The organism is Kitasatospora sp. NBC_00070 (assembly GCF_045041205.1).
In the GTDB taxonomy this organism is placed as follows: Bacteria; Actinomycetota; Actinomycetes; order Streptomycetales; family Streptomycetaceae; genus Kitasatospora.
Genome location: NZ_CP108247.1, coordinates 2,505,646 through 2,518,382, shown reverse-complemented (window position 1 = coordinate 2,518,382; position 12,737 = coordinate 2,505,646). Strand labels below are relative to the sequence as shown.

Genomic DNA, 12,737 nt, shown 5'->3' with positions numbered 1-12,737 from the left:
CGTCACTCGTCCGGGTGAAACCGGTGACTCCGGGGTGTCGTGGACAGTTGACACTCCGGATCACCGGACAGGCTTGTGAGGAGTGCGCGCGGATGGCTCAGCTGGTCGGGGAGTCGGTGCCGTCGGCGCGCCCGGACACCGGGGTGGTGCCGGTGGCGCGGCCGGTGATCGGGGAGGCGGAGATCGCCGCCGCGGTCCGGGTGCTGCGCAGCGGATCGGTCGTCCAGGGCCCCGAAGTGGCCGCCTTCGAGCGGGAGTTCGCCGAGATGGTGGACGGCAGGCACTGCGTGGCGGTCAACTCCGGTACCTCGGCCCTGCAGTTGGCGTTGACGGCGCTCGGGATCGGCCCCGGGGACGAGGTGGTGGTGCCGTCCTTCTCGTTCGCCGCCACCGCCAACGCCGTCCGACTGGTCGGCGCCGAGCCGGTCTTCGCGGACATCGACCCGGACAGCTTCTGCCTCGACCCGGCGGCGGTCCGGGCCGCGATCGGCCCGCGCACCGCCGCCCTGCTCCCGGTGCACCTGTACGGACACCCGGCGGCGATGGCCGACCTGACCCAACTCGCCGCCAGGAACGGCCTGGCCGTGATCGAGGACGCCTGCCAGGCACACGGCGCCACCCTGGACGGCCGGCCGGTGGGCTCGTTCGGCGCCGCCGGCTGTTTCAGCTTCTACCCGACCAAGAACATGCACGCCCTGGAGGGCGGCATGGTCACCGTCGCGGACCCGGCGCTGGCCCGGAAGCTGCGGCTGCTCCGCAACCAGGGGATGGAGCAGCCGTACCGGAACGAGATCGTCGGGGCCAACCTCCGGATGACCGACGTCTCGGCGGCCGTCGGCCGGGTCCAGCTCGGCCGGCTGCCGCAGGCGACCGAGCGCCGCCGGGCCAACGCAGCCGTACTGGACCGGGAGTTGGCCGCCACCGATCTGCGGATCCCGCCGGTGGCGGCCGGTGCCCGGCACGTCTACCACCAGTACACCGTCCGGGTGCGCGGTGAACGGGACGACTTCCGCCGGGAGTTGGCCGAGGCGGGGGTGGGGAGCGCGGTGTACTACCCGGTGCCGATCCACCGGCTGCCGCCCTACCCGGGCGACTGGGACCTGCCGGAGACCGAGCGGGCCGCCGCCGAGGTGGTCGCACTGCCGGTGCACCCCACCCTGTCGGAGGCCGAACTGGCCCTGGTGGTACGGGCGGTGCGGCGTGCGGGCTGAGCCGAGAGGCACCGAACGCGGGCGGCCGCTCCGGGCCGGGTTGATCGGCCTGGGGGCGATGGGACGCAACCACGCCCGGGTCCTGGGCGCGTTGGCCGGGGTCGAACTGGTCGGCGTGGTGGACCCGGCGGGCGGCACCGCCCCCGACGGCGTCCCGGTGCTGGCCGACCTCAACGACCTGCTCGCGCTGGGCGTCGACTACGCGGTGGTGGCCTGCCCGACCGCCCAGCACGAGAGCGTCGGCCTGCGGCTCGCGGTGGCCGGAGTGCCCGCGTTGATCGAGAAGCCGCTGGCGCACGACGCCAGGGCCGCCCGCCGGCTGGTGGACGCCTTCCGGGGGCAGATCGCCGGGGTCGGCCACGTCGAGCGCTACAACCCGGCCCTCCAGCAGCTCCGGGCCCGGCTGGCCCGCGGCGAACTCGGTGAGGTCTACCAGGTGTCGACCCGCCGTCAGGGCCCGTTCCCGCGCCGGATCGCGGACGTCGGGGTGGTCAAGGACCTGGCCACCCACGACATCGACCTGACCGGCTGGATCACCGGCCAGAGCTACGCCTCGGTGGCCGCCAGGACGGTGCGCAAGAGCGGTCGCCCGTACGAGGACATGGTGGCGGCGGTCGGCACGCTGGCCGACGGCACCATGGTCAGCCACCTGGTGAACTGGCTCAGCCCGCAGAAGGAGCGGTACGTGGCGGTGACCGGCGAGCGCGGCTGCCTGGTCGCCGACACGCTGACCGCGGACCTGACCCTGCAGGTGAACGGCGCGGTGCCGACCGAGTGGGACACCGTCCGCACCTTCCGGGGTGTCACCGAAGGCGACGTGATCAGGTACGCCTTCCCGAAACGGGAGCCGCTGATGAGCGAGCACGAGCAGTTCCGCGAGGCGGTGGCCGGCCGGTCGGCCGAGACCGTCGCACTGACCGAGGGCCTGCACACCGTCGAGGTGGCGGAGTCGGTGCTGGCCGCCGCCGGGCGGCAGAGCCTGCTGGGGGTGGTGTCCCGGTGAGCACCCCCGACGTCACCGTGGTGATCGCGGTCTACAACACGATGCCGTATCTGACGGCCTGTCTCACCTCGCTGGTCGAACAGTCCATCGGTGCGGGCCGGTTGGAGGTGGTCGCGGTCGACGACGGCTCCACCGACGGCAGCGGCGCCGAGCTGGCCCGGTTCGCCCGGGAGCACCCCGGGCTGTTCCGGGTCGAGCGGCAGGCCAACTCCGGTGGCCCGGCCTCGCCCACCAACCGGGCGATGGAACTGGCCGGCGGCCGCTACGTGTTCTTCCTCGGTGCCGACGACTGGCTCGGCCCGCAGGCGCTGGAGCGGCTGGTCGCGATGGCCGACCGGTACGAGTCGGACGTGGTGCTCGGCAAGATGGTCGGGGTCGGCGGCCGGCACGTCCCGCAGGGCATCTTCGACCGCACCGAGCCCTCGGTCGACTTCACCGACTCCGCGCTGGCCTGGGCGCTCTCGGACACCAAGCTGTTCCGCCGGGAGCCGCTGGTCCGGCACGGCCTGCGCCGCCGGGAGGACCTGCCGGTCTACTCCGACCAGCCGTTCACCCTGCAGGCGCTGCTGCGGGCCCGGCGGGTCTCGGTGCTGGCCGACTACGACTGCTACCACGCGGTGCTGCGCGCCGACCGGGCCAACGCCACGGTCCGCTCCGGCCACCGCGACCGGCTGCGCGGGCTGACCGAGATCCTGGCCGTCACCGACCGGCTCACCGAGCCCGGCGGCGAGGCCCGCCGGGCCCTGCACCTGCGCCACTTCGGCTGGGACGTACCGCAGTTGCTGCAGGCCGAGTTGCTCGGGCAGTCCGAGGCCGAGCAGCGGTACGTGGTGGCCGAGGTGGGCCGGCTGGTCCGCGCGCACTGCGACGTGCTGGCCGACCTGGCCGAGCCCGAACGGCTCCGGCTGGAGTTGGCTCGGGCCGACCGGTACCGGGCAGTCCGGGGGCTGATCGAGGACGAACTCGGCCGGGGGGCGGCCCGGTTCGAGCTGCCCCGGCAGATCTGGCGGGACCTGGTCCCGGAGCGGGCCAGGCGCGAGCTGCGCCGACGGCAGGGCTGGCGCCGGCTGGCCGGCCGGATGACGCGGGGCTGAGGGGGCGACGGTGGGTCGGACGATCTGTGTGGTCGGGCTGGGGAAGATCGGGCTGCCGCTCGCGGTGCAGTTCGCCGGCAAGGGGCACCGGGTGCTCGGCGCGGACACCGCGCCCTCGGTGGTCCGGCAGGTGAACCAGGGCCGACCGCCGTTCCCCGGCGAGGCCGAGCTGCCGGAGCGGCTGAAACTCGCGGTCGCCGACGGCAGGTTGACGGCGCAGGCGGACACCACGGCGGCGGTCGCCGGAGCCGACGCCGTCCTGGTCGCGGTGCCGCTGCTGACCGGCCCGGACGACCGGCCCGACTTCACCCTGCTGGACGCCGCCACCGCCGCCGTGGCGGCCGGGCTGCGGCCCGGCATCCTGGTCAGCTACGAGACCACCCTGCCGGTCGGCACCACCGCGGGCCGGGTGGCCGACCTGCTGGCGGCAGGGTCGGGCCTGCGGCCCGGGACGGACTTCGGGCTGGTGTTCAGCCCCGAACGGGTCTCCTCCGGCCGGGTCTTCGCCGACCTGCGGCGATACCCGAAGCTGGTCGGCGGGGTCGACGACCGCTCCACCCGGCAGGGCGTCGAGTTCTACCGTGAGGTGCTGGACTTCGACCCGCGCCCCGATCTGCCCCGCCCGAACGGTGTCTGGGCGCTCGGCTCGGCCGAGGCGGCCGAGTTCGCCAAGCTGGCCGAGACCACCTACCGGGACGTCAACATCGGCCTGGCCAACCAGTTCGCCCGGTACGCCGACCGGATCGGGGTGGACCTGGCGGAGGTGACCGAAGCCTGCAACTCGCAGCCGTACAGCCACCTGCACCAGCCCGGCGTCGCGGTCGGCGGCCACTGCATCCCGGTCTACCCGAGGCTCTACCTGTCCGGTGACCCGGCCGCGACGGTGGTCGAGGCCGCCCGGGAGGCCAACCTGGCGATGCCCGGGTACGCGGTCGGACGGCTGGCGGCGGTGCTCGGCGGGCTGACCGGCCGGGGCGTGCTGGTGCTCGGCGCCGCCTACCGGGGCGGGGTCAAGGAGACCGCGTACTCCGGGGTCTTCCCACTGGTGGCCGCGCTCCGGGCGGCCGGGGCGCGGCCGTACGTGGCCGATCCGCTGTACGACGCCGAGGAGTTGACCGGGCTCGGGCTGCCGCCGCACCGGGGCGAGCCGGTCGAGGCGGCGGTGGTGCAGGCCGACCACCCCGAGTACCGGACCCTGGGAGCGGCCGACCTACCGGGCGTCGGGGTGCTGCTCGACGGCCGTCGGGTCACCGACCCGGCGCGCTGGGCGGGGGTGCGGCGGATCGTGCTGGGCGCCTGACCGGTCGCCACCCGAGCCGCCGGCGGACGGGTCGTCACTCGCCCGGGTAGTGCACCCCGATCCGGGCCCGGACGGTGTCCAGCGTCCGCATCACCGCGAGCGAGCCGTCCAGCGGCACCAGCGGCGACTCGGTCAGCCCGGCCCGCAGGCAGCGGACCACCTCGGCGGCCTCCAGCCCCAGCCCGTGGCCGGGTCCCCGGTCGAGGGTGAACCGTTCGGCGGTCCCCCCGTCCCGGTGCAGCACGAAGCTGGTGGCGTGGAAGAAGTCGGTGGGCAGCTCGATCCGGCCGGTGCTGCCGTGGACCGAGGCCCGCTGCCCGTACCCGGCCACCAGCGAGCAGCTGAGCAGCGACAGCGCGCCGCCGGCATGGCCGAGTACGACGGCGGTGTGCTCGTCCACGCCCTCCGGGGTCAGCGTGGCGACCGCCTCGATCCGCTCGGGCTCGCCGAGCAGCAGGTGGGCGAAGGAGACCGGGTAGACGCCGAGGTCCAGCAGGGCGCCGCCGCCCGCCGCCGGGTCCAGCAGCCGGCTGGTGGGGTCGGGCGGCGCAGGGAAGCCGAAGTCCGCGTGCACGGCCCTGACCTCGCCGATCGCCCCGCCCCTGACCAGTTCGACGACCCGGCGGACCACCGGGTTGAAGTACATCCACATCGCCTCCATCAGGAAGCGCTGCCGGGCCCGGGCGGTGGCGACCAGTTGCTCGGCCTGACGGGTGTTCAGGGTGAACGGCTTCTCGCACAGCACCGCCTTCCCCGCCTCCAGCATCAGCGTGGTGGCGTCGTGGTGCGCGGTGTGCGGGGTGGCCACGTACACCACGTCGACCTCCGGGTCGGCGGCCAGCTCCGCCCAGGAGCCGTACGCCCGGGGGATGCCGAAGCGGTCGGCGAAGGCCCGGGCGGCGGGCTCGGTCCGGGAGGCCACGGCGGCCACCTCGGCGCCGGGGACGGCGAGCAGGTCCTCGGTGAAGGCCGCGGCTATCCCGCCGGTGGCGAGGATGCCCCAGCGGATCGGTCGGTCGGAGCTGGTCATGGGGGATGACACCTTTCGAGGCTGGGCCCGGAGCGTGGCGCGTCCCTGATCTCTCCCGGAGAAGGACGTGGCTCCGTCGGATGATCGGCCCGGGCGGGGCAGACTGTCCAGGTGAGCGTCGATCAGAAGGTCAGGACGAAGGCCGGCTTGGGCGTCAGCTTCACGGCGGCCGACGAGGAGAAGCGCCGGGGCGTCCGGCGGATGAAGCTGTTCGCCACCGGGCTGCTCGGCCTGGCCACGGTGGTGTTCGGGCTCGCCACCTGGGCCGACGCGGCCGGGGCCGGGCCGTGGGCCGGGTACGTCGCGGCGGCGGCCGAGGCGGGCATGGTGGGTGCGCTGGCGGACTGGTTCGCCGTCACCGCGCTGTTCCGCCGCCCGTTCGGGCTGCCGATCCCGCACACCGCGATCATCCCGACCAAGAAGGACGCCTTCGGCCAGTCGCTGGGCGACTTCGTCGGGGACAACTTCCTCTCCGCCCCGGTGGTCCGGGACCGGCTGGCCCGGATCGGCATCGCCCACCGGCTCGGCGAGTGGCTGGCCGCGCCGGGCAGCGCCGAGCGGGTCACCGGCGAGGCGTCGGCCGCGCTGCGCGGGGTGCTCGCGGTGCTCAACGACGACGACGTACAGGCCGTGGTGGCCGAGGCGGTCACCCGGCGGGCCGCCGCCACCTCGGTGGCCGAACCGGCCGGTCGGCTGCTCGCCAAGGTGGTCGCCGACGGCGGGCACCACGGCGTGGTGGACCTGGTCGCCGTCCGGGTGCACGACTGGCTGACGGAGCATCACCGGGACGTGGTCGAGCGGGTCACCAGCAAGAGCCCCGGCTGGACCCCGAAGTTCATCGACCACCAGGTCGGTGAGCGGGTGCACAAGGAGCTGATGCGCTTCGTCACCCACATCCGGGACGACCCGCAGCACCCGGCCCGGGGCGCGATCGACAACTTCCTGGCCGACTTCGCCACCGAGCTCCAGCAGGACCCGGCGACCATCGCCCGGGTCGAGCGGACCAAGGCCGACCTGCTGGCCCGCCCCGAGGTGCAGGAGCTGATCGCCTCCTCCTGGTCGGCCGTCCGTACCCTGGTGCTGACCGCCGCCGAGGACGAGCAGAGCGAGCTGCGCCGCCGGATCAGGGACGGGCTGCGCTCGTTCGGCCGGCGGCTGGCCACCGACGCCAAGCTGCAGGCGAAGGCCGACGGCTGGCTGCAGGACGCCGCCCAGTACGTGGTGGAGACCTACCGGGCCGAGATCACCTCGCTGATCTCGGAGACCGTGGCGGGCTGGGACGCCGACGACGCCTCCCGCAAGATCGAGGCGAACGTGGGCCGCGACCTGCAGTTCATCCGGATCAACGGCACCGTGGTGGGTGCGCTGGCCGGGCTGCTGATCCACACCGTGGCCGTGGCGCTGGGCGGTTGAGGGCGGGTTAGCATGGCGCGTCTGCATCGTACGAAGGAGAACGAAGTGGTGGCTCAGGGCAAGCGCGGCATCGAGGCGTTCATCGCGGGGATGCCCAAGGCCGAACTCCACGTCCACCACGTCGGCTCCGCGTCGCCCCGGGTGGTGGCCGAACTGGCCGCCCGGCACGCCGGGCAGAGCAAGGTGCCGACCGACCCGGCCGCGCTCGCCGCGTACTTCGACTTCACCGACTTCGGGCACTTCATCGAGGTCTACCTGAGCGTGGTGGACCTGATCCGCGACGCGGAGGACGTCCGCTCGCTCACCTTCGGGGTGGCCGAGGACATGGCCCGGCAGAACATCCGGTACGCCGAACTGACCGTCACCCCGTACTCCTCGGTCAGCCGGGGCATCCCGGACGTGGCCTTCATGGAGGCGATCGAGGACGCCAGGATCGCGGCCGAGAAGGAGCTCGGCGTGGTGCTGCGCTGGTGCTTCGACATCCCCGGCGAGGCCGGTCTGGCCGCCGCCGAGGAGACCGCCCGGCTGGCGGTCGACCTGGCGCCGGAGGGCCTGGTCAGCTTCGGCCTCGGCGGTCCCGAGATCGGCGTGCCGCGCCCGCAGTTCAAGCCGTACTTCGACCGGGCCCGCGCGGCCGGTCTGCACAGTGTCCCGCACGCCGGTGAGACCACCGGGCCCGAGACGGTCTGGGACGCCCTGCGGGTGCTCGGCGCCGAGCGGATCGGCCACGGCACCCAGGCGGTCAAGGACCCGGCACTGCTGGACTGGCTCGGCGAACACCGCATCCCGCTGGAGGTCTGCCCGACCTCCAACATCGCCACCCGCGCGGTGGCGCGGATGGAGGAGCACCCGATCCGGCAGATGGTCGACGCGGGGCTGCTGGTCACGGTCAACAGCGACGACCCGCCGATGTTCGGCACCGACCTGAACACCGAGTACGCGGTCGCCGCCCGGCTGCTCGACCTGGACGAGTCCGGCGTCGCCGCGCTCGCGCGGAACGCCGTCGAGGCGTCCTTCCTGGACGCACCCGGCAAGGCCCGGATCATCGGTGAGATCGACCAGTACCTTGCCGGGTGGGACCGGGGCTGAGTCAGCTCCCGGCCGGGACGGGCACCGATCCGCTCTCCGGCCGGAGCAGCCAGGCCCGTTCGGCCAGCGTCCAGGCGGTGGTGGTGAGCAGGTAGAGCGCCCCGGCCAGCGGCAGCAGGACCGCGAACAGCACGGTGCCGTAGGACAGGTACGGCATCAGCGCGGCACCGGGTGCGGTCGGGTCGGTGATGTTCCGGCGGGCCCGGCGGAAGCCGAGCCACCCCAGGCCCGCGAGCGCCGCGAACAGGGCGGCGAACGCGAGCAGCGCGGCCGGTCCGCTCGCGGCGCTCGGGTGCAGGTCGAGCGGGACGCCGAACAGGGTCGCGCCGAGCAGGTCGTTCGGCGTGGTGAAGAGCCGGTACATCACCATGAAGAACGGCACCTGGGCCAGCATCGGCAGGCAGCCCGCGAAGGGTGAGCCACCCTCGGTGCGGTACAGCTCGGCGGCCGCGGCGCGCAGCCGTTCGGGCTGGTCGCGGTGCTTGCGGCCCAGCTCGGCGAGCCGGGGCGCGAGCCGGAGCCTGGCCCGTTCGCCACGGGCGGCGGACCGGGCCAGCGGGTGCAGCAGCAGGCGGACGCAGACGGTGAACAGCACGATCGCCAGGGCGGTCGGCAGCGGCTGGGCCAGGGCGGCGACGGCGTCGTGGGCCAGGCCGACGGCGGGATCGAGCAGGGTGAAGACGGACATGACGGGGTGAGCCCTCCGGGGTCTCGGGTACGAGAGGTCGGCGGAGGACGGCCGGTGTGCCGGTGCGGTGCTCGGTGGTGCGGAAGGAGCTGCGGGCTCAGGCGGCCGTCAGGGCCGCGCCCGGTGCCCTGGGGCGACGACGGCCCCGGGCGTCCGGATCACGCTGGGGCAGGAAGGCCGACCGGAACGCGCGTCGGCGCAGCGCTCCGTCCCGTACCGCGCGCGGGGCCCGTGCCCCGAGCAGCCGGGCGGTCGACAGGGCGGCCGCGGCCACCCCGGCCAACAGGACCAGGGTGGCTGCGGCGGCGACGACGCCGAGGCCGCCGGCACCGGTCAGCTGGTCGCCCGTCAGCACCCGGACCAGGCCGAGGAGTACGGCGAGCAGTGTCATGGCCGGACCTCCTCCGGTTCGGGGCGAGAGCTTCGGGGTCATCTTACGCAGACCGGTCGGCAGGGTGTGGCCCCGGCCGGGCCAGTCTGCCGGGTGCCGGGTGCCGGGTGCCGGTTGTCGGGTGCCGGTTGTCGGGTGTCAGTTGTGCCGACCGGCCTGGTGGTCCGGCAGGCGGACGGTGCTTCCGGTGGCGGCCGAGGCGCGGGCGGCCTCCAGCACGGCGAGGGTGGCGACGGCGTCGCGCGGGTCGACCGGCGGCGGGGTGCCGTCGGTGAGGGAGGCCGCGATGCCCGCGTAGTAGGCCGGGTAGTCGCCGGGGGCGGTCGGGCACGGGGCTGACGACTCGTCGGTGCCGAGGGTGCCGTAGTGGGCGGGGTCGTCCGCGCCCCAGGGGGTGCCGTCGTCCGGGCGGCGGCCAGCCCGGAGGTCGGCCTCCTGCGGGTCCATCCCGGACTTCACGTACCCGGCGGTGTCGCCGAGCACCCGCAGCCGGGGGCCGCCGAGGGCGGTGATCGCGCTGGTCCAGAGGTGCGAGCGGACACCCGAGGTGTGGGTGAGGGCGAGGAAGGCGTCGTCGTCGACCGCCGCGCCGTCCCGGCGGACGTCGACCTCGGCGTAGACCGACTCGACCGGACCGAACAGGGTGAGCGCCTGGTCCACCAGGTGACTGCCCAGGTCGTAGAGGGTGCCGCCGACCTCGGCCGGGTCGGCCAGCTCGCGCCAGCCCGCCTTGGGCTTGGGCCGGAACCGCTCGAACCGGGACTCGAACCGGTGCACCCGGCCGAGCGAGCCGTCCTCGACCAGTCGACGGGCGGTCAGGAAGTCGCCGTCCCAGCGGCGGTTCTGGAACACCGAGAGCAGGGTGCCGGTCCGCTCCGCCAGCAGGCACAGCTCGGCCGCCTCGGCGGCGGTGGCGGCCAGCGGCTTGTCCACCACGGTGGGCAGACCGGCGGTCAACGCGGTCCGGGCCAGCGGTACGTGGGTGCGGTTGGGGGAGGCGATCACCACCAGGTCCAGCCGGCCGTCGGCGGCCTGCTCGAAGAGCTGCTCGGGGGTGTCGAGCGGACGGGCGTCCGGGTGCTCGCGGTGCAGCTGGGCGCGGCGGTCGGGGTTGGCGGTGACCACCGCGTCCAGCCGCAGTCCGGGGGTGCCGGCGATCAGCGGGGCGTGGAAGGCCGAGCCGGCCAGGCCGAAGCCGACCAGGCCGACGCGGAACGGGGGGCGTGGCGTGCTGCTCATGCCCTTACTCAACCACGACCCCCGCCGTCGGACGGGTACGGAATCTCCGGGGCGGGGGTCGTGGTCGGTGCCGGGTCGAGCTCCGGCGAGGTGCTGCGGGCGGTGAGTGCCGTGGGGTCAGCGGGCGGAGCGGCCCTCGAGCCGGCGACGGCGGTGCAGGACCGCGACGGCACCGCCCGCCAGGACGAACGAGGTGCCGACGGCGGCCATCAGGCCGGTGGAGCGGTCGGTGCCGGTGGCGGCCAGCTCCTTGGCGGGTGCCGGTGCGCCGGCGGGCTCGGCGGCGGGTGCGGCTGCCGGGGCGACCACGGGGGCGGCGGCCGGAGCGGCTGCGGCGGGGGCCACGGCCGGGGCCCCCGCCGGGGCGGCCGCGTGGTCGTGGTGCTCGGCGGTGTCCGAGGCCGGCACCGCGGCGGCCGGGGCGGCGGCCGTACCGCTGCCGTCGAAGGCCACGTCGGAGCAGGTGTAGAACGCCTCCGGGCTGTCCGAGCGCTGCCAGATCGCGTAGATCATCTGACGGCCGGTCTTACCGGTCGGGATGGTCACCGGGAACGAGTAGTAGCCGTTCACCACCACCGGGTCGGTGATGCTGGCGAAGGGCGTGGCATCCAGGTTCGACCAGCTCAGCGGGAGGGTCGGGTTGTAGCTGCTGTTGGTCATGAAGAGCTGGAAGGTGCCGCGGTGCGGCGCGGTGGCCCGGAACTTGAACGTGGTGGCGGAACCCGCGGTCAGGTTGGTGGCCGGCCAGTCGTTGCGGGGGAGGTCGAGCCCGACGAACTCGGCCGCGTTCGCGCTGCACAGGCGGCCGTCCGGGATCAGCTGGCGGTGGCGGCCGGCGGCGTCGCCGATCCGGATGCCGTTCCAGTCGTACATGGCCTGGGTGCCGCCGTAGGCGATGGCGGCCTTGCAGGCGGCGGACTTCGGCTGCTCGGGGTTCTCCAGGTAGCAGCCGTACACCCGGCTGAGCGGGTTCTGCAGGGAGCCGTGGGCGGTGGCGGTGCCCGCGCCGAGCGCGCTGGTGGCCAGTGCGGTGCCGGCGAGCGCGACGACGACGGCGGTGCGACGGAGAGACATGTGGGGTGCTCCTTCAGCGGTGGGGGTCGCTGGGAAGTACGCTAGCCAGGCGCCGCTTGGCAGTTGACGGAGCATCAGCTCCGTTAGGGGTCCTTTAAGGCTCCCTTGAGGTGCCCATGAGGATCGGCCCGGGGGACTGAGCGCACCGTCCGGTGGGCGGGACGTGCTCCCCTCGGGCAGGCGTGCGGATTAGGCTGGGCCCCGTTGGGGCAGCGCAGTATCCCTGGTGGGGCCCTCCCGGGCGCCACTCTCACCGCAATCCGCACGACCTCGCACGACTTCGGGAGACACGCACGTGGCAGAGCGCAAGCCCATCGAGTCCTGGCTGACCGACATGGACGGCGTCCTCATTCACGAGGGCACGCCGATCCCGGGCGCGGAGGAGTTCCTCCGGCGCCTTCGGGAGTCCGGCAAGCCGTTCCTGGTGCTGACCAACAACTCCATCTACACCCCTCGTGACCTCAGCGCCCGGCTGGCCGGGATGGGTCTGGAGGTGCCGGAGGAGTGCATCTGGACCTCGGCCCTGGCCACCGCCAAGTTCCTCAAGGGCCAGCGCCCTGGTGGCACCGCCTACGTGATCGGCGAGTCCGGTCTGACCACCGCGCTGTACCAGGCCGGCTACGTGCTCACCGACAAGGACCCGGACTACGTGGTCCTCGGTGAGACCCGCACCTACAGCTTCGAGGCGCTGACCAAGGCGATCCGCCTGATCAACGCCGGTGCGCGGTTCATCTGCACCAACCCGGACGAGACCGGCCCGTCCCCCGAGGGCGTGCTGCCGGCCACCGGCTCGGTCGCGGCGCTGATCACCAAGGCGACCGGCGTCGACCCGTACTTCGTCGGCAAGCCCAACCCGCTGATGATGCGAGAGGCGCTGAACAGCGCGGGCGCCCACTCGGAGACCGCCGTGATGATCGGTGACCGGATGGACACCGACATCGTCGCGGGCATGGAAGCCGGCATGGAGACCATCCTGGTGCTCACCGGCCTGACCGCCGAGGCGGACGTGGAGCGCTTCCCGTACCGGCCGACCCGGGTGGTCAAGTCGATCGCCGACCTGATCGAGCTGGTCTGACCGACGCTCGCCGCCCGCTCCTCGCCGGGCTCGCTCTCCGTGGTCCGTGCCCCTTCGGTCCGGCTGGTTCCCAGCGGTCCGGAGGGGCACGGGCGTGTCGGTCCGGGTGTGTAGCGTTCGGGGTGTCATA

At 74.0% G+C, this 12,737-nt stretch carries 12 protein-coding genes; 7 read left to right on the top strand and 5 right to left on the bottom strand.

Annotated features, from left to right (window positions below; all coding sequences use genetic code 11):
* Positions 1–92: 92 nt before the first annotated feature.
* Genes OHV05_RS11560 through OHV05_RS11545 form a run of 4 tightly spaced genes read left to right on the top strand, consistent with a single transcriptional unit; the run spans position 93 to position 4,608 of the window.
* Positions 93–1,211 (top strand): DegT/DnrJ/EryC1/StrS family aminotransferase, encoded by a 1,119-nt coding sequence (locus tag OHV05_RS11560; protein WP_405017600.1) that lies wholly within the window; start codon positions 93–95, stop codon positions 1,209–1,211.
* Positions 1,212–1,269: 58 nt separating this feature from the next.
* Complete coding sequence (locus OHV05_RS11555; protein WP_405017599.1) at positions 1,270–2,214, top strand: Gfo/Idh/MocA family protein; 945 nt, start codon at positions 1,270–1,272, stop codon at positions 2,212–2,214.
* Positions 2,211–3,308: a glycosyltransferase family 2 protein gene (locus OHV05_RS11550; RefSeq protein WP_405017598.1), complete on the top strand. Its 1,098-nt coding sequence runs from the start codon at positions 2,211–2,213 to the stop codon at positions 3,306–3,308. The genes OHV05_RS11555 and OHV05_RS11550 overlap by 4 nt, the downstream gene beginning before the upstream one ends.
* A 10-nt stretch (positions 3,309–3,318) precedes the next feature.
* Positions 3,319–4,608 carry a nucleotide sugar dehydrogenase gene (locus OHV05_RS11545; RefSeq protein WP_405017597.1) on the top strand — a complete coding sequence of 430 codons (1,290 nt, stop codon included), beginning with the start codon at positions 3,319–3,321 and terminating at the stop codon, positions 4,606–4,608.
* Between the two features lie 34 nt (positions 4,609–4,642).
* On the opposite strand, the gene OHV05_RS11540 is transcribed toward OHV05_RS11545, so the two are convergent.
* A complete protein-coding gene (locus OHV05_RS11540; protein ID WP_405017596.1) occupies positions 4,643–5,638 on the bottom strand; it encodes a Gfo/Idh/MocA family protein in 996 nt (331 codons plus the stop codon).
* 111 nt (positions 5,639–5,749) lie between these two features.
* Between OHV05_RS11540 and OHV05_RS11535 the strand changes: the two genes are divergently transcribed.
* Together OHV05_RS11535 and OHV05_RS11530 are read left to right on the top strand one after the other, a co-directional pair.
* A complete protein-coding gene (locus OHV05_RS11535; protein WP_405017595.1) occupies positions 5,750–7,051 on the top strand; it encodes a DUF445 domain-containing protein in 1,302 nt (433 codons plus the stop codon).
* Between the two features lie 45 nt (positions 7,052–7,096).
* A complete protein-coding gene (locus OHV05_RS11530) occupies positions 7,097–8,140 on the top strand; it encodes an adenosine deaminase (RefSeq protein WP_405017594.1) in 1,044 nt (347 codons plus the stop codon).
* Between the two features lies 1 nt (position 8,141).
* Here the strand turns inward: OHV05_RS11530 and OHV05_RS11525 are convergent, their stop codons facing one another.
* The 4 genes from OHV05_RS11525 to OHV05_RS11510 form a co-directional block, all read right to left on the bottom strand.
* A complete protein-coding gene (locus OHV05_RS11525; protein ID WP_405017593.1) occupies positions 8,142–8,828 on the bottom strand; it encodes a YidC/Oxa1 family membrane protein insertase in 687 nt (228 codons plus the stop codon).
* 97 nt (positions 8,829–8,925) lie between these two features.
* Positions 8,926–9,219: a DUF6412 domain-containing protein gene (locus tag OHV05_RS11520; RefSeq protein ID WP_405017592.1), complete on the bottom strand. Its 294-nt coding sequence runs from the start codon at positions 9,217–9,219 to the stop codon at positions 8,926–8,928.
* A 138-nt stretch (positions 9,220–9,357) separates the two neighbouring features.
* Complete coding sequence (locus tag OHV05_RS11515) at positions 9,358–10,458, bottom strand: Gfo/Idh/MocA family oxidoreductase (protein ID WP_405017591.1); 1,101 nt, start codon at positions 10,456–10,458, stop codon at positions 9,358–9,360.
* A gap of 117 nt (positions 10,459–10,575) precedes the next feature.
* A complete protein-coding gene (locus OHV05_RS11510) occupies positions 10,576–11,532 on the bottom strand; it encodes a lytic polysaccharide monooxygenase (protein WP_405017590.1) in 957 nt (318 codons plus the stop codon).
* A 295-nt stretch (positions 11,533–11,827) separates the two neighbouring features.
* Here OHV05_RS11510 and OHV05_RS11505 point away from each other — a divergent pair, with 295 nt between their 5' ends.
* Positions 11,828–12,607 (top strand): HAD-IIA family hydrolase, encoded by a 780-nt coding sequence (locus tag OHV05_RS11505; RefSeq protein WP_057237655.1) that lies wholly within the window; start codon positions 11,828–11,830, stop codon positions 12,605–12,607.
* Positions 12,608–12,737: the final 130 nt, after the last annotated feature.

What these genes read in the sequence shown, in the direction of transcription:
- OHV05_RS11560 (WP_405017600.1), top strand. Translation starts at nt 93, where the DNA reads ATGGCTCAGCTGGTCGGGGAGTCGGTGCCGTCGGCGCGCCCGGACACC.
- OHV05_RS11555 (WP_405017599.1), top strand. Translation starts at nt 1,270, where the DNA reads ATGGGACGCAACCACGCCCGGGTCCTGGGCGCGTTGGCCGGGGTCGAA.
- OHV05_RS11540 (WP_405017596.1), bottom strand. Translation starts at nt 5,638, where the DNA reads ATGACCAGCTCCGACCGACCGATCCGCTGGGGCATCCTCGCCACCGGC.
- OHV05_RS11525 (WP_405017593.1), bottom strand. Translation starts at nt 8,828, where the DNA reads ATGTCCGTCTTCACCCTGCTCGATCCCGCCGTCGGCCTGGCCCACGAC.
- OHV05_RS11520 (WP_405017592.1), bottom strand. Translation starts at nt 9,219, where the DNA reads ATGACACTGCTCGCCGTACTCCTCGGCCTGGTCCGGGTGCTGACGGGC.
- OHV05_RS11515 (WP_405017591.1), bottom strand. Translation starts at nt 10,458, where the DNA reads ATGAGCAGCACGCCACGCCCCCCGTTCCGCGTCGGCCTGGTCGGCTTC.
- OHV05_RS11510 (WP_405017590.1), bottom strand. Translation starts at nt 11,532, where the DNA reads ATGTCTCTCCGTCGCACCGCCGTCGTCGTCGCGCTCGCCGGCACCGCA.